Origin of the sequence: Nostoc sp. (assembly GCF_036918245.1) — a bacterium.
Classification (GTDB): Bacteria; Cyanobacteriota; Cyanobacteriia; order Cyanobacteriales; family Nostocaceae; genus Nostoc.
Genome location: NZ_JBALEF010000094.1, coordinates 133304 through 150367, shown reverse-complemented (window position 1 = coordinate 150367; position 17064 = coordinate 133304). Strand labels below are relative to the sequence as shown.

Here is a 17064-nt window from a genome sequence, read left to right as displayed (position 1 = left end):
AAAACTATCGGAATAAAAAATGGATAGCCTGGTGCATCTACCGTCTTTAGTTTATGCAAAAAATCTCTTTAAAAATAAGCACTCAAACAGTGGTTTTACCTTACCAGAGATGTTAGTAATTGTTGTATTAATTGGTATATTGGCTACGCTGGGAATAGCCAATTGGCTAGCTTTTATGGATACTCGCCGCCTTAACACTGCTCAAAACGAGGTTTACTATGCTATGCGTCAAGCCCAAAGGCAAGCCACCAAGGAAAAATTGACTTGGCAAGCAAGCTTTCGCGAACAAAACAATATCGTTCAATGGGCAGTTCATCCTGCTACAGTAAATCCATCTAACGCTAACTGGAATAACTTAGATGCTAATATAAGCCTTGATTCTGAGACAAACTTCCAACCGTCACTAAGTAGTATACAAAAAGTTCCATTTGACTACAAAGGTAACGCTAAAGATTTAGGAAGGATCACGTTATCCAGCAAATCTGGTGGTCAAGCTAAACGTTGTGTTATTGTTTCAACGCTTTTAGGGACAATGCGAACGGCAAAAGAACATACTAGAGCCGATAACGGCAAGTATTGCTATTAAACCTCGTCGATTTTGAAACCTTGAGTAGTGCGGGCATCTTGCCCACTACTACCAGCAGGTAGCAACAATGCTCCTACTACTTTTAAAAACTATGGTTCTCAAAATAGATGTGGTTTAAGATATTTTTTATTCAATTAAACAAGGTATTGTGTGCTGAACTTACCAGCAAACTCAAAACAGCACCTGATTATTTTTACTCGCTATCCAGAAGCAGGTAAGACAAAAACCCGATTGATACCTGTTTTGGGAAATGTTGGTGCTGCCAATCTTCAACGGGAAATGACTGAACACACCATATTTCAGGTTCAAGAATTGCAAAAAGCCATTGACATATCTGTGGAAGTGCGGTTTGCAGGTGGCGATTCGCAACTTATGCAAGACTGGCTGGGGTTGGATTTGGTTTACCAGTCTCAAGGTGAAGGGGATCTAGGTTTGCGGATGGCGCGATCGCTTTTTGATACTTTTCAATCTGGTGCAGAAAAAGTAATTATCATTGGTACAGATTGTCCTGGAGTAAATGCCCAGATTTTAGCAACAGCCTTTGAGAAGTTACACGCCTTTGATCTCGTACTTGGGCCTGCGATCGATGGTGGATATTACTTAATTGGTTTGCGCCAACCCATCCCGGAGCTATTCGTTAACATTGAGTGGGGAACTGCTCAAGTATTCCAGAAAACCGTGGATATTGCCCAGAAACTTAATTTATCATACGTGGACTTGTTGCCCTTAGCTGATGTTGACCGACCGGAGGATCTGCCAATTTGGGAACAAGCCCTTGCAGGAAAGATGGAGCGATCGCTTTAGGGAGTGGAATCAAAGGGGGGTCAATTTAGATAATGCAAGCTAATTGAAAAAGTGCGTAGGCATTACTTTTCCATAAAGATGTGAGCCGATGATCTTGGGGATGAGAATTAAGAGACAGAAGCAATAAAATCCTGTGGAATATCAGCACTGCTGAAATAGCTCCTTAAAGCTTTTTGAGACTGCTTCAGGTTTAGCAACAATTTCGACAATTTTATTGCGTGCATCTGCTTCAAACAGCGCCTCAACAGCAACTTGGGCGACTTTCTGCCTGGGGATGCTACCATCAAACAGTGTATCTGCACTTTGCATCACGATGTGGTCGGAGTTGTCTTCATTCTTCAACCCCCCAGGCCGGACAATCGTATAAGTAAGACCACTTTTCTGAATATACTCTTCAGCTTGTTTTTTCCACAACAAAATTAGCCAAAACAAGTTCAGCGGATGGAAAAGCCGGGAAGTACACAAAGAAGAAACTAAGATAAGATGCTCAATTCCCTTTGCCTTAGCAGCATCTACTAAATTTTTAGTCCCTTCAAAATCCACTTTATAGGGGCCAGTGGGGTCAAAGCTAGGTTTTGCCCCAGTCGCAACCAACACAACTGTGCTATCTCCCAATGCAGCAGTTAAACTTTCTGGTTGTAACACATCGCCTACCACTAATTCGGCTTCAGGAGACAGAATACCCCTAGCTTTCTCTATATCCCGCACCAAGGCTCGGACGGGAATATTCCGCGCTATCAATTCTTGCACAATCCGGCGACCTGTTTCACCTGTTGCCCCTGCTACAAATGCTTTCATAATAAATGCTATCCTGGGAAACTATTGTGTGCTTGTTCAGTTCTTTATTTTAGTAATTCTATGGAGTCGATCGCAGATTAATGAGGTTTCGGTCAAAATGGGATCTGAATGCGAAATGACCCAGGTGTGTGGGGAATCATTAATATAGACTAACGCCAAAATATACAGTAATGCATTTATGCTTTCAAGAAAAAGCGAATATAAATCCTGGGAAATAACAGAAGCAGTTTTACCTGTAGCGTCCAGCCAAGAAGCCGAGGACACATTAACAGAACCAAATGTAGCGACGCTCACAAAATTTTACGGTCGTTATCAAGATTTTATGGAAATGGCTGCCCCAGTAGAAAAGGTCGCTGAGTATCTTAATGCTCACGCCTCATGGTTTTCGCGCTGCGCTGAACCCATGAAGGTACAATCACTTGGGGAAAATGGCTATGCTTTAACAATTGGTCGTTTTGGTTCCTTCGGTTATGAAGTAGAACCGAAAATTGGTTTAGAATTGTTGCCCCCAGAGGAGGGTATTTACCGCATCCATACAATCCCCATTCCTGACTACCAGCCGCCTGGTTATGACGTAGATTATCGGGCATCTCTACAGTTAATAGGAAACGATGCTTGCAGTAGTATTGGCGAGATGACAAAAGTTGAATGGGAATTGGATTTGATAGTTTATCTTCACTTTCCCAGATTTATTCAGCGATTACCTAAGTCTATAATTCAATCTACAGGCGATCGCTTACTTAACCAAATTGTCCGCCAAGTCTCCCGCCGCTTAACTCGCAAAGTTCAGGAAGATTTTCATAAATCTTTGGAAATACCCTTTCCTGCTAATTCTAAACAAAAGCGCTGAGTCAAAAGTCCTTTGTCATTTCTCATACACTAATGACAACGGACAAAGGACAAATGACAAATGACTATGCTTGAGTGAGAATTTTTTGGACAATTTGCACCCCAGTAACAGCCTGCCAAGCAAAAAGTCCCAAAAGGATAAAATTCAGCAAAATGTGAGTTGCACGTGCCCAATTTGCCCCTTTCTGCATATAAGGAGACAAAGCAGCAGAAAATGCAATCAAACTCGTCATACCCAGTCCTGCTAGTAAGTGAGAACCGAAAAATAACTTTTGGTTATTAATGTAAGTGACAGCCATAGCAGCGATCGCACCTGCTACCATCAAAGCTAGGAGTATAGACCCCATTTGGTAGTGTTTGACGTTATATCTACCTTTAATCAGTTCTTTCTTTTCTTCCCCCTGAGCATTTCTGGTACGCTGTACTTGCAGCCCCAAATAGGCAGCATAAATTGAAAGTGCTAATAGCGCCCACATGAGCACAGGATGAATGAAGTTCAGCCAATATTTTACCGACGTAGAAAGTTCCAGACTCATCGTGTTCTCGCCTAATCATTAAATCTTCATAAAAATTAGCATAACTCTATTTTCTGTGCTTAAATTGGCACAAATTAAAAGAGACTCCCCATCCTCACCGACTATTTTCCTTCGGCCTCTTGCCAAAGTGGATAAACAATCTCAGACTAAATTTTGAGGGTAGACGAACAAAATCCCCTGTGTGGGATCTGATCCATGACTGAAAACAAAGATACTTTGCTGCTAAAAGCTGCTAAAAGTGGTGATATTAAAGGGCTGTGTACGCTATTAGCGGCTGGTACGAGGGTGGACGCGTGCGATCGCCAAGGCACTACGGCGTTAATGTTTGCTGCTAATTTAGGCTACACCGAAATTGTGCGATCGCTGCTGGATGCTGGGGCAAATATCAACTTGCCCAGAAAACTCTATGGTTTGACGGCTTTGATGTTGGCGGCTAGTGCCAAACAGCTTGACATTGTGCAACTTTTACTATCTAGAGGTGCAGATGTTAATGCTACTAATGAAGATGGCAGTACAGCTTTAATGGCAGCAGTACTCAAAGGTCATATTGATGTAGTGCGAGTTTTATTGGCTGCTGGTGCCCAAGTTAATATCGCTGATAAAGATGATGATACGGCGTTAAAACTCGCCGTTAAGCAGGGAAAAATAGAAATTATAGAAGCAATTCTCCAAACTGGTGTCGATGTCAATATCCACGATGAGGAGGGTGAGACACTCTTAATGCTAGCGGCAGACTTGGGACATTTGGAGATTGTAGAAGCACTGCTAGCAGCAGGGGCTGATGTGAATGTGAAAAACGCTGATGGTGGAACTGCCCTATCGGCAGCAGCAGCGGCTGGACACAGTGTGATCGCAGCAGCTTTACTAGATCGAGATGCCCAGATTAATCTTCAAGATCAAGATGGTGAAACTGCCTTACACCTTGCCGTTGTGGAAGGCTACATTGATGTTGTGCAAATGTTACTTAATAGAGGTGCAGAGGTCCAAATTAGCAACCACCTGGGCGATACACCACTGCTTGTAGCAGCATTGCAGGGACATAGCCAAATTGTCGAGGCACTGCTACGTTCTGGCGGAGATATAAATGGAAAAAATCTTGGTGAAGTACCTTTAACGTTGGCTGCATCACAAGGACACACGCAAACGGTGGAAGTGTTGTTAGACTATGGTGCTGATGTCAACATTTCAGGGGATGATGGCAAAACTGCTTTGATCAAGGCAACTGAACGCAAACACAAAGAGATCGTACATTTGCTGCTGGCAAAGGAGGCAGATGTGAATTTTCAAGATTCAGCGAGGGCCACATCATTGATGTGGGCTGCTTCAGCAGGTTATGGCGAAATTGTGCAGTTATTACTCCAAGCTGGGGCAGATGTGAATTTGAAAAACCGGGGCGGTTATACTGCTTTGATGATTGCAGAATTTAATGGTTATAAGAATGTGGTGCGGAGTTTGCAAAAAGCTGGGGCGCAAGAATAGCAATCTAATTTCTTCATCTAAAATATTTTCAGAAATATCTTGACAAATTATTAAATGAAGGTTAGCAGCTTAAATACCAAGGAAGTTTAAAAAAACCAAATCTAGGCGAAGAAACAAAGAAAGCAAAACTCCGTCGTAGCTGTTGTGAACTTGCTACGGCGGAGAAATAAAAAATTAAAACGCCAAAAGGGAGCAGACCAAATGCTTGCGTCACAAGGATAGAAAGAAAGCAAAAATGAAGAAGTAAATTTACCTTTTACTTTTTACCTTGTACATTTTACCTGCTCTCCCCCTTGGCGTTTCCTACTGTGCTAGATGTGCAAAATATATAGTTTTTAATTGAACAGAAAAGTATTCTAACGATCATTTTTTATATTTCTATCCTAAAGGCTAAATACAAACAGTCACAAAAAAAGGTTGATGTGCAAAGGTTTGAGACATCCTACGGAAACTCAAAGAAAAATAAATAAAAAATTAAATTTAGTGGAATCACTGTGGTGAATCCTCTGTCACCATAAACTCAAGCATTGACTCATGACTTGATCGAGTATAAATAGCCAATGATTATAAGATTTGCAGAACAACTAGTGTCATATCATCAGTGTTTTGTTTATCAGCACCGATGAATTGCTGAACTTGATCAAATAGGTAATCCACAATCTCCTCTGGACCATTGCAGTATTTACAAGCAATATTGAAGCCAGCAACAAAATTGTCTTCATCGAAGCGATCGCCACCAGCAGCAGCGGCATCAGTTAAGCCATCTGTATAGTAAATAATTGTATCTCCAGGCTCTAGCTGTGCCTGGGCATCTTCATATTGGCTATTAGCATCCAAACCGATTAACATTCCCAAAGTATCTAAACGGGTGACAGTTTTTGTAGCTGCGTGCCACCACAAAGGAGGATTGTGTGCCGCATTGCTATAAGACAGAATTCGGCTGTGGGGGTTATATTCTGAGTAAAATAGTGTTACAAAGCGATGGGAATTTTCCAAATCCGCATACATAACTCTATTTAAGTTTTGTAGAATTCTGGCGGGGGAATTACCATGTAGTACTTCTCCTCGTAGCATTCCCCGCATCATCGTCATAATCAGCCCAGCAGGGACACCTTTGCCCATGACATCTCCAATAACCAAACCCCAGCGACTAGTTTCCGTACCACCTTTGATCTTGGGCTGAATCTTATTATGATTGGTAGCAATAAAGTCGTAGTAGTCTCCGCCAACCCGATTGGCAGGTTTACAGCGTGCCGCCAGGACTGCACCAGGAATTGTAGGGCATTGACGTGGTAGAAGTCGCCGTTGAATTTCTGCGCCAATTTCTAGTTCTTGGTCTAGGCGTTCTTTTTTTCTGAGTTCTACAGCTAGTTCATCGTTTTCGATCGCTACTGCTGTTTGGTCTGCCACTAACCTAACTAACTTTTGCCTGGTTTCTGTCCAACTATATTCTGGATCGCGGCTCAAGACATAGAGCCATCCCCGTTCTGTATGCTTTACCAGAATCGCTGTACCAAAGATTTGCACATCTGGCCCCAAATAGCGATGCATCTGGTCATCCAAAATCCCCGTGGCTTTCGCTAGGGGGGCAGTATTGGGCAAAAGCGTGATTTGACTACTGGCTATTTCTAGCGCTTTGCGGATATTCTTGCGCTGGCCACTATCTTGCCAATGTAACTGTTCTAACCTGACTTGACCATTAGGTTTGTAGAGAAACAGGGCGCTACCGTCTGCATCTGTCACTCTTGTTGCCATCAGCGGAATCAGTTCCAAAAACTGATTCAAATTATTGAAACTTCTCAGGGCAAATCCTAAAGAACTTAGCAAATCTTGAATTTTGTTCTGTTCCCGGTGCAACCTTGCCACGAGTTCTTTGAGTGCCACGACTGGTGTGACATCCGTGGTGGCATTACTATTATTATCAGTGGGTTGAGAGGGCAGTTGAGACACAGGCACAGGTGTTATTGCACTTTATATTGGCAGATTTTAGATTACTTATAAATCTTTTGGCTTTGGCATTGCTAAACCATATTTAGACAAGACTTGCCATTTTAGCAAGAGTATAAAGACGTAACAGGCAAATTTTATAAGTATTTTATTTGCTTATTGTATTTCTAATGGAATATTAGTAATTTCAAATCATATATTTTTAGTCCAAATTGTACCCGTAAAAATTACTAGTTTTGCTGAGATTTCAGAAAGATTTTCATCTTTTCATAACTTAATTACCAAAGCATATCTCTAAAGTCATAAAAATACTTTATTCAAAGAATAATTTATAACGCTTTCAGAGGAACTGTTTGGTCAGAAGTAACTAGGAGACTAGAAGTCTTTTGAGTGAAAACGTCTATAAGCGCTCAAATCGAGCTTTATTTTCTAAAAAACAGACTTACACCCATAGTCTAGGGGCTTTTGTATGTCGCACTAAATACCGTACTACTACATTTAAAAAGTCCGTTTAAGACTTCAAAAAGGGCATTAGCTAGAAATTTTAGCAAAAGTCACTCATTTATTGTGACAAATTCATAATTTTAGGACTTGAGCTGTTTCTAGTTAGTTCAAGTGATAATAACAGATCAGTCATCCCTAAATTTATCAGTTTTAGGACTTACGAAAAAATAGCTAAAAAGCTTAATTTATCGAATCTCCTTCTCTGTCAGAGGCTTACGTCAACGCGCAGTGTCTCCCAGAGAAGAATCATACAGTATTGCGTAAGTCCTAAGTTTGTTAAGAAAAATTTTTAACTCGAAATTTTTCAACTAACCACTCAAGAGAGCTTCGACAAACTCATAGCTCGAAAAGGGGCGTAGGTCTTCAATTCCTTCGCCAGCACCAATAAAGCGAATGGGTAAACCTAGCTGCTGCACAACGGCAAGAGCAACGCCGCCTTTGGCAGTGCCATCTAGCTTGGTTAAGACAACACCACTGAGTTGGGCAGCTTGGGAAAAAACTTCGGCTTGCCGCAGTCCATTTTGGCCTAAAGTGGCATCTAGAACCAATAGTGATTCTACCTTGGCATTTGGGGCTTTTTTATCGATAATTCGCCGGATTTTACCGAGTTCGTCCATTAAATTTTTCTTGTTTTGCAGTCGCCCAGCTGTATCTACCAGAAGCAATTCGGTTTGACGCGCTTGGGCGGCTGCGATCGCATCAAATACAACTGCTGCCGGATCTGTATTCTTTCCCGGATTGGCAATTACATCCACGCCACTTCTACTACCCCAAACCTTCACCTGTTCCACGGCGGCGGCGCGAAATGTGTCTGCTGCCCCAATCAAGCATTTATAGCCAGATTTTTGTCCCAGGTGGGCAATTTTGCCGATGGTGGTGGTTTTACCGGCACCATTTACCCCAGTGATTAACCAAATATTTAAGGTTTCTTTTTCTGGGGTAAAGGTAGTTTTATGGGAGGTTTTGCTCGGTGCATCCAGCATATCCCGGAGGATTTTTTTCAGGAAAGCGATCGCTTCTTCAGGTGCGGTGACTTCTTCTCGAAGTTTTGTCTGTAGAGCATTGATAATAAAGTCTGTCGCCTCTACACCCACATCAGCTTGCAAAAGCAATGCCTCAATTTCCGTCACAGCAGCAAGGTTTAGCGGCCCTTGACCAACGATCGCCTTTAGTTGGTTGAGAATACTACGGCGAGTTTTGTCTAATCCTTGCCGGAGCTTTTTCAGCCAGGTAATTTCTTCAATTGAAACGTCTTCTGCACTTCTACCTTGAGCTGCTAGAACTTTCGCCGACCAGACAAACCCATCATCAAATAGCAGTCCGGGAATTTCCTCTCCTGTTTCTGAGGTTGTCGCTACTGGCTGTAGTACTACCTCAGGTTCTGGAACTTCAATGGCGGTGGCTATTAGTTGTTCTAGCTTTGCTTGCCGTTCTGCCGCCGCACGTTCTAAAAAGGATAAGTTAGCTGGTGCTGTTGGCTGTGTTGCCTCTGGCGTAGCTAGTGGTTCGGTGGGTGTTGGTTCAACTTCACTTGCCGTGAGTTCTGAGCTGGAAACATCTGGCTGATCGGCAATTGCTGCCACTGAGGAATCTTCTGTAATTTCTTCCTCACTAGCAGCTTGGATAACTTCTGGCTGTGTAGTTTCTAGGGTTGTATTAGCAACTTCCTCAGTTGCTTCTGGTTCAGTGATTTCCCCAATTACCGTTTCTACGGTTTCAGGTTGTATTGATGATGCTAAGGTATCTGCTAGATCGGGTGCGGTTTCTACTACCTCGACTTGCTGTTTTTGCTGAATATTTTTGTAGGCAGCTTTCGCAAATGCTAATAAGTCTGCCGTTGTGTCTGGTGTAGTTTCAGCAGTTGGTGTTGAGGTTTCGGCTGGCTCTAGTTGGGGTTCTTGTGCTGGAGGAGTTTCTTCCTGTTTCTTATCAGAGGGAGTGTTAGAGGAATCGTGATGTTGACGACGGAACCAATTAAAAACCATTGCAGCAGTATTAGTTATATGAGTTATAAGTTATAAGTTATGAGTTTAATTTAACTTTGCACTTTTTCTTGGGGTAAAAACTTCCGGGTTATCCTCACCTTTCAACGCCAGTTTAAAGAAAATCGGTACAAGAAAAGGTTTCCTCTGTTCGCGCAGCATCTCCCCTTCTCTACGAGACGCCAAGGGCGATGGAAGAGGTTCCGCTTGAGGAAGCCGCAGAAGCGGCTACAGACTTTTCTCCACGGCAGTATAGGAATTACGAATTACGAATTCCGCAGCAGTACTACGCAGTTTTTTTCTGCTCAGTGACTCGGCGCAAAACACCGTTAATAAAGCGATGACCATCGTCTCCACTGTAGCGTTTGGCTAGCTCCACAGCTTCGTTGATGGCGATACTGTCTGGAACTCCTAAGAACTTCATTTCTGCCACGGCGATTTGCAAGATATCGCGGTCAATTTGGGCGAGGCGAGTTACTTGCCAATCTACTAAGGCAGCAGAAATGAGTTCATCTATAATGTGTCGATTTTCGTTGACGGTAATCACAAGCTCTTTAGCGTAATTCCGAACTCCCTTGTCCTGATTAGCTAACTGAATCAATACTGGGAAATCAACTGCCGTACCCAACTGATTGATTGCTGTCTGGGTACAGGTAATCGCTTCTTGAAGCATTGTTCTGGCAGTATTGAGGTCGGAGGCCCGAGTTTGGCTACTTAAGAGGCGATCGTTACTGCGTTGCAGTTCACCTGCGGCATTATCGAGAGTATCTTGTACTTCTGAAGTCAGAGTACGTACTGCACCTAGTACCAACTTGGATACTAGTTGATCGTCTTCCAATTTATCTAATTTCTTTGGGTTGACTGGCAATTGGCTAAGGCTTAAAAGCGCCAATTCACGAGCAATTTGCTGGGGTTTACGAGGTTGCATAAAACTGAGGAGTGATTGTGCGAGAACTGATTAACTAGGCAAACCTGAGTTCGGGATAAAGAAAAGGACAGGTAGTAAGCTGAAAATAACAACAAATCCAGCAACCTGCCCTATGTTTAGTTTAGATGCTTTGTTTTGTCATGTAGATGATTTATGTAAAGCTTTTGAAGCTCAATGGCACAAAAAGCGATTAAATCAGGAAGTAATCAAGCGTATTCGTGCTAAAAGCCTATGCTTGAGCCAAATCATGACGCTTCTCATCGCTTTTCATCAAAACCACTATCGTAATTTCAAGCATTTTTATTTAAATCATGTCAAACAGCAATGGTGTTAAGCTTTTCCAGGTCTTCCCAGTTATCAACGATTTATTGAATGGATACCATCAACGATGATACCTTTGTGCGGATTAATCGCTTATTGTCATCAACCTAAGAAACCCAGCCTTAAAATGGAATGGTTTTTAACTTCATATGTTTAAGCCGAACTTAGGTCACCATAGATAAAGGGCTAGTGATTAAAAAATTAGGGCGACTTCAGGAGCCAGACTTTCAAGCTTTGCAAAACCTTTTTCTGGCTATTTTTGGTTGATATGCGAGATTGCTCCTTCAAATCAAAGCCTCTAAGTATCACTCAAACTCAGTTTCGCAGAAAGCTTTTAACAAATCGATACAATTAGCGATCGCTCCTAAATGAGCAATTTCATATCCATGTGTATTTTGTGTGGGAAATGCCAAACACGCAGCACGCCCAACATGACCAAATTTCATCGCAATTGAAGCATCACTACCAAACTGACTCAGTATCGCTAGCTGCACTACTACATCAAGTTGCTTGGCAGATTGGCGCAGTTGTCCATTTAGCCCCTCATCATATATTCCATAAGCATCTTGAGATAAAAGTACAGGACTTTCGCCATCTTTAATCGGATATTCCTCAGATAATGGACAAATTTCTAAAGCAATCAAGGCATCCAAACGCTGATTTTGGGTAAAAAATAGCGCCCCAATTGCTCCCACTTCTTCTTTTGCCGACGCTACTAAATAAACATCGACTACTGGCTGTTTGAGATTTTCAGCCAAAGCTAGCAAAATCGCAACAGAAGCTTTGTTATCCAAAGTGTAACCAGCAATATGATCCTTTAACCGAATTGGACGCTTGCGATGTTTGCCAATCACCATTCTAGTTCCAGGCCGAATACCAGCTGCTTCTAATTGAGCAGATGTCAGCTTCGTTTCAATCCAGGCATTTTCCCACTTAACAGTAGTATCTTCCTGCTGGACTTTTTGGGGTGATTCGTGGGAAACGTGACGGGAACCAAAGCTGAGAATACCGTTGATAGTTTCGTTATCTCCCAGTAAATCGACAACGCCTTCGCCGTAAACCCACGGGAAAGAACCGCCAAGTTTGCTGACTTTGACACGACCTTGATCACCAATACTCTTGACAATTGCACCAATTTCGTCTTTATGTGCTGTGATGGCGATCGCTCGCTCTGGGTTTTTTCCTGGAATCTTGGCAATAATATTATCAGCGCGATCGCACCAGACTTCCACACCCAGCGCCGCAAATCGTTGCATTAACAACTGGTTAATCTCAGTTTCTGCACCACTCGGAGAATGGTGCATGATTAATTCTTCAATAATTTCAAATAAGCGATCGTAATCCCACATCAATTAGTTTAGTTTTCAACTGTTATATGAGACAATTGTGCATCAACAACGCGACCTACTGACCTTTTTTGTTGACGCTTCAGCAATCCTACCGCACCAAAAGCACTAAGGGCTAAAATCCCCAAGTTTATCGAAAGTTCAGGAACAGACTTAGCCTCAATCGCCGCCAGTACAGCGTCTGCTACTAACTTATGAGCAGCAGTCGTTGGGTGGAAATCGTCCCAGAAGAGAAACTTGTTGTTAGCTGGATCACATATATCTAGCCTAGATAGACAAGACTCGGTTACATTCGTAAAATCTAATGCACTTGCCTGATTAAATAAAGAAAAAGTATCAATAGAGATGATGTTGAGATTTGGGTTTTGACTCAAAGCGTCCACAGTTTGTGCGTAAACCCAAGTTAAACTCACTAGTCGATTCACTAAGGGTTGCAGGGTTGCGATCGTCAATTGTAGCTGCTGGTACCTGTCCCAAATCTGACAAGTTAAACACCAAAATTTTTTTCGCGCCGATTCCTACTAAAGTATTCAATTTGAGATACTTCCAAACTAAGTACGTCTATTGAGTTAATTTACGTTGTTTTACTTAACTATGCCTCAAAAATTCATCAAACATAAGTAAAAACGCTTAAAAAACTGAGATTTACATTTTCTTGATGAAAAATAAGTATATTACAAATAAATAGCAAAATTTGTCTACTCAAGGGCGGAATTGCCCACTTTTATGTTGATGGTGGACTAACCGCAACTAAATCAGGTAGACTGTCGTAGATATAGCTTTAACTTTGCTTTAATTTCAAAGCCTCAGTAGCCGAAACACCCTCACCTTGAGTACCGAAATACCACAAAGCCGTAGCAGCCTCAGCACGAGTTACTGGTTTTTTGGGTTGAAATAGAGTCGTATAACCAAACACCCGCCGAATATTTGATTGTTCGCCATTTTGGTAATCAGCCAGCACTGCTCTTAAAGCCTTAGAGTCAATTCTCGCTGCGTCTTGGAAACCCCAGCTTTGTTTGACCGCATCTAAGTTAGCAGAGGGTAAAGCTTGGCGAGTATCTAGGGGTAATTTCCACAGCAGCAACTGTTCCCGCGTTAGAGGTGCATCAGGACGAAATAAAACTACTGTAGAATCTCCAGACAAAGGACTGGGAATTAATCCAGCTTCGGCTAATCCCTGAATTGCTGGGAAATCAGGGTCTTTTGTTGACACATCACTAAAAGCTGGTTGAGTACTTTCTGATGCCAAGCGAATCTGTTTAGCTGGATTGTTAGTATACACAGCATTGTTAGCAGCAATTAGCCAACGGGCATATTCCCGATGTGTAACGATTTTACCGGGTTCAAACTGATTAGTTGTGGTAGTGGAGTTGCTCTTAGTTATCTTTGCTTCTAAAGACAAAACACCTAATGCAGCCAAGTCTTGGATATGTTGCTGCCATTCTTGTGGTGCCTTATTCAAATCGTTGAATACCTGAGATTTAGGGGTGGCTGTAGGGATTGTTTGGTTATTAGCTGTGCTTGGTGGCTGTGCTACCAAGTTTGTGGGTGGTATTGGGCCAATGAATTGTGAATTGCCTGGTTGAGGAACGGCGTTAGCAGTTTCGTTAGGATTTGTAGTTGAAGTAGGTTGTGCTGATGCTGTACTATTCGGTACGTAATCAATCAGTAATTCAGTGGCTGTTTGGGGTTGATTAGGTGTGGCATTAGTAACTGATTTGGGCTGGATGGAAACCTTCAACAGCAAATCGTTGCGACGTGCCTCAAAAGCCCCCCCGGCATCATCTGTCGGCTGTTGTAAAATCTGCCAGTTATTTGTTTGAAACTGGCTGCGATAAAAACTAGCAATAAAATTACTGGGGTCAGAACTTAACCAACGAGTTGAGATTTTGTTTTCTGAGCCACTAGCAGGTGTAACTTCCTGTAGTTTGGCATTGGAATATAAAGGGATATCTTTAGGAAAATCAGATGGTAACTGAACTGCTGATTTATTTTGCTGTGCTTGCGGTTGATTACCTTGAGATTCTCCAAAGACAACTCCATCGCTTTGCAGTTTCGGATCTGCCGCCAAAGATTGCTCAAGGTTTTTGGCGACTGGACTATTAGCACACGCTGTTAACGAAGTGAGTATAACAGCCCAAATTAGAAATACAGCTGGACGTTTACAGGGAAGCACAGGAAATCACAAATTGAGTTTTCAATTCCTACCCTAGCGCAGACTGTCCATTAAATGGGTATGGGGCATAGAGAAGAGATAAGGTAGACAAGGGAAAGACTTGTTCAATAATTCTCCGTTATCCCCTCGTCTCCCCTGCTCTCTTCTGACTCTATGTATCACCAAAAGACACTACCGACTCACTACGTCTTCTTCGTAAATTTCTATGTTGGTGATCATATCTCCAAAAATGAGTAAACGGTAGCAAAAGCTACCGTATTGTCTTCGTTTTACAGCCATTAGGTTTTGATAATTCCTATGCTTATTTATAGAGTTCCCTAAAATTCTGGAAAACTAACATTTTTGGAAAAAAAATATAAATAAACCTGAAATCCTTGCTAGACAAGAGTTTTATAAGTTGGGAGTTCGTAGTAAGGACTTTAGGATTTAGATGAGGACTAGAGCCACCGACTACAAACCGAGCAATACTAGATTGTGAACCAATTTTTCAGAGAGTTATCTAAATATCCAAATTGTAGAGCAGATAATTAATTGATAACTGGTCAAAAAACAGTTTAGCTAGCAAAACCTTGAATCTACTTCCAGATGCACTAGTTGTAATGCGATCGCCAAGCAACTGAAGTGATAGACTAGGAATAAAGCTCCCCTTAGCCTCACCCAAAGAGGAGAATAGATCGAGTTAACTAACACTGGCTGACAATCGATTCTGAAAATTATTCATCTGACGATGGTAATGTGAGTCAGGCAATAGCTGAAAAATGCCAGTGTTAAACAATTCCAGGAACTTAGCGTAAGTTCGTTATTCTTGGCGACTGGGGTAATAGGTAAAGCAGTCAAGTGTCGCAGCAGTTTCCCTATCTCTAAATTGATTTTCTGGAGAAAGTGCTACTTGTGCTGTAGTCAAGACTTTATTAACAGCCTCGAAAACAGTGAGTACTTCCTCTAAAAGTGCGCTCGCCTCTATGTTATCCAAAACTTTCCCTCAATCAACCCATCCCCTGTTATTCTTGGATAGGGCTGTGGTTCTTTTAGGAAAGCTGGAAGGTGCGCTTCGCAAGTTATAGAAGTAGTACAGAGTTGGCTTTGGCTGTTTGTCCCAATGCCTAGTTAATGATTGGCTAGAAGCGAAAAAGACACTTCATCAAATGCACTGGCGGTTGAGAAAACCCTCTACAAACTTGGTCTGAACAGTTAACAGCTTCCTGATAGATTAGATACAATCAGCATCTGTGTTTTCTTGGGCGTAGGCGTAGCCCGTCGTAGACATCGCTTGCTGAAAGCGAGTACTCAAAATGACATGGTGCTGCACTAGCCGATCTGACATAGTATTAAACCTTTCACCTGCTGGCTCTGGCGAAAATTTTTGATTCAGGGCAAATTAAGACTTATATTCAAGGGGCTTGGGTGTTTCTTGGAGATGAAGTTAACCAAAAGGGAGCAAAAGGCTGAAAAAGATATATCTGATGTCAAAAACGCAGATCGGATAGGAGTATGAAAATCTAAAATAGATATTAAGAAGAAAAAACAACGACCATCGACAACCGTCAGTCCTTTTTACTTTCTGTAAAGCGTCACCGGGTTGTTACCAGTGCTGAAACACGATTACATGCAAGTTTCCCAGGATCAGCCTATTTATTCTGAGGCTCCACTCCAGCTGTTACTGTTTGTCGATGGACGCCCCAAGTCCCGTCAACAGGTGCAGCGAATACGTGCTTACTTAAAAGAATTGCAGGCTGAGTATAGTTTTGAACTTCAAACTATTGATGTTGGTCAACAACCTTACTTAGCAGAACACTTTAAATTGGTAGCAACGCCAGCTTTAATCAAAATTCACCCGGAACCACGACAGGTTTTGGCTGGGAGTAATATCATAGCGCAATTGAAAAACTGGTGGCCTCGCTGGCAAGCCGCTGTAGACGCCTACTTAAAATTACAGGAAGACTTACAAGAACGGGTAGACGATACTGTTAGGGCGACATCACCCAAATCCACCATCCGTTCAGTTGCTGTTTCTGCCGAACTCATCCGACTCTCAGACGAAATTTTTCGCTTAAAACAGGAAAAAGATAACCTCCAAGAGCAGCTACAGTTTAAAGATCGGGTGATTGCGATGCTGGCACACGATCTTCGCAATCCCCTAACTGCCGCCGCGATCGCCATAGAAACTCTCCAATCTAACTACAATTTAGAAACAGGCCAATTTGAGCGCCTCAAACCATCCTTGACGGCGCATCTATTAAAACAAGCCCGTAATCAAACTAAGATCATCGATCGGATGATTGCCGACCTTTTGCAGGTAGGTCGTGGCAAAGATACAGAATTTCCTATACTACCACAAAAGGTACAGCTAGGTAAACTGTGCTTAGATGTACTAGAAGAATTGTGCGATCGCTACACCGCCAAATCTCAAGAGGTAGAAACGGATATTCCCAATGACTTACCTTATGTATATGCTGACCCAGAACGCATCCGCCAAGTGCTAGTAAATCTGTTGGATAATGCGATCAAATACACTCCAGAAGGTGGCAAGATTAGCATTGCCGGATTGCACCGCACTACTCAAAAAGTTCAGTTTAGTATTGGCGATACTGGGTCTGGTATTCCTGTAGAAAATCGCGATCGCATCTTTGAAAACCACTTCCGCCTGCAACGGGATGAAGGTACAGAAGGTTACGGCATTGGACTTTGTTTATGCCAACGCATCGTTCTGGCACATTATGGCCAAATTTGGGTGGATTCTGCCCCCAATAACGGAGCATGGTTTCACTTCACTTTGCCAGTTTATCCTTCTTAGGTATTGGGCATGGG

At 42.3% G+C, this 17064-nt stretch carries 14 protein-coding genes and 1 pseudogene; 6 read left to right on the top strand and 9 right to left on the bottom strand.

All coding sequences use genetic code 11. From position 1 onward, the window contains the following. The first annotated feature begins 19 nt into the window (after positions 1-19). Together V7L12_RS27165 and V7L12_RS27160 are read left to right on the top strand one after the other, a co-directional pair. Positions 20-586, top strand: coding sequence for a pilus assembly FimT family protein (locus V7L12_RS27165; RefSeq protein ID WP_335089090.1), 567 nt, complete (start codon positions 20-22; stop codon positions 584-586). A gap of 150 nt (positions 587-736) precedes the next feature. Further along, positions 737-1390, top strand: a complete 654-nt coding sequence (locus tag V7L12_RS27160; protein ID WP_335089088.1) for a TIGR04282 family arsenosugar biosynthesis glycosyltransferase — start codon at positions 737-739, stop codon at positions 1388-1390. A 141-nt stretch (positions 1391-1531) separates the two neighbouring features. On the opposite strand, the gene V7L12_RS27155 is transcribed toward V7L12_RS27160, so the two are convergent. Beyond that, the gene (locus tag V7L12_RS27155) at positions 1532-2188 is read right to left on the bottom strand and encodes an NAD(P)H-binding protein (RefSeq protein ID WP_334815538.1); all 657 of its coding nucleotides are present in this window, start codon (positions 2186-2188) and stop codon (positions 1532-1534) included. Between the two features lie 178 nt (positions 2189-2366). Between V7L12_RS27155 and V7L12_RS27150 the strand changes: the two genes are divergently transcribed. Further along, positions 2367-3038, top strand: a complete 672-nt coding sequence (locus V7L12_RS27150; protein WP_335089086.1) for a DUF1997 domain-containing protein — start codon at positions 2367-2369, stop codon at positions 3036-3038. A 64-nt stretch (positions 3039-3102) separates the two neighbouring features. Here the strand turns inward: V7L12_RS27150 and V7L12_RS27145 are convergent, their stop codons facing one another. Further along, on the bottom strand, positions 3103-3573 hold the full coding sequence (locus tag V7L12_RS27145; protein ID WP_334815542.1) for a DUF4079 domain-containing protein: 471 nt from the start codon (positions 3571-3573) through the stop codon (positions 3103-3105). A gap of 195 nt (positions 3574-3768) precedes the next feature. Between V7L12_RS27145 and V7L12_RS27140 the strand changes: the two genes are divergently transcribed. Next, on the top strand, positions 3769-5052 hold the full coding sequence (locus V7L12_RS27140) for an ankyrin repeat domain-containing protein (RefSeq protein WP_335089084.1): 1284 nt from the start codon (positions 3769-3771) through the stop codon (positions 5050-5052). A 564-nt stretch (positions 5053-5616) separates the two neighbouring features. Here the strand turns inward: V7L12_RS27140 and V7L12_RS27135 are convergent. From V7L12_RS27135 to nusB, 3 genes are all read right to left on the bottom strand, one after another. After that, positions 5617-7008, bottom strand: coding sequence for a PP2C family protein-serine/threonine phosphatase (locus tag V7L12_RS27135; protein ID WP_335089083.1), 1392 nt, complete (start codon positions 7006-7008; stop codon positions 5617-5619). 803 nt (positions 7009-7811) lie between these two features. Next, positions 7812-9488: a signal recognition particle-docking protein FtsY gene (ftsY, locus tag V7L12_RS27130; protein ID WP_335089081.1), complete on the bottom strand. Its 1677-nt coding sequence runs from the start codon at positions 9486-9488 to the stop codon at positions 7812-7814. A gap of 283 nt (positions 9489-9771) precedes the next feature. After that, complete coding sequence (gene nusB / locus V7L12_RS27125; RefSeq protein ID WP_334815550.1) at positions 9772-10413, bottom strand: transcription antitermination factor NusB; 642 nt, start codon at positions 10411-10413, stop codon at positions 9772-9774. 112 nt (positions 10414-10525) lie between these two features. On the opposite strand from nusB, the pseudogene V7L12_RS33385 reads away from it, so the two are divergent. Beyond that, positions 10526-10834 (top strand): annotated as a pseudogene (locus V7L12_RS33385) (IS982 family transposase); the annotation flags it as partial. 205 nt (positions 10835-11039) lie between these two features. On the opposite strand, the gene V7L12_RS27120 reads toward V7L12_RS33385, so the two are convergent. From V7L12_RS27120 to V7L12_RS27105, 4 genes are all read right to left on the bottom strand, one after another. After that, complete coding sequence (locus V7L12_RS27120) at positions 11040-12083, bottom strand: M42 family metallopeptidase (protein WP_335089243.1); 1044 nt, start codon at positions 12081-12083, stop codon at positions 11040-11042. 8 nt (positions 12084-12091) lie between these two features. Then, positions 12092-12532: an SGNH/GDSL hydrolase family protein gene (locus V7L12_RS27115; protein WP_335089079.1), complete on the bottom strand. Its 441-nt coding sequence runs from the start codon at positions 12530-12532 to the stop codon at positions 12092-12094. Between the two features lie 329 nt (positions 12533-12861). Then, positions 12862-14256, bottom strand: a complete 1395-nt coding sequence (locus V7L12_RS27110) for an S-layer homology domain-containing protein (RefSeq protein ID WP_335089077.1) — start codon at positions 14254-14256, stop codon at positions 12862-12864. Positions 14257-15055: 799 nt separating this feature from the next. Continuing rightward, entirely contained in the window at positions 15056-15229 is a 174-nt protein-coding gene (locus V7L12_RS27105; protein WP_335089075.1) for a hypothetical protein, read from the bottom strand. A 615-nt stretch (positions 15230-15844) separates the two neighbouring features. Between V7L12_RS27105 and V7L12_RS27100 the strand changes: the two genes are divergently transcribed. Continuing rightward, on the top strand, positions 15845-17050 hold the full coding sequence (locus tag V7L12_RS27100) for a histidine kinase (RefSeq protein ID WP_335089073.1): 1206 nt from the start codon (positions 15845-15847) through the stop codon (positions 17048-17050). The last annotated feature ends 14 nt before the right edge of the window (positions 17051-17064 follow it).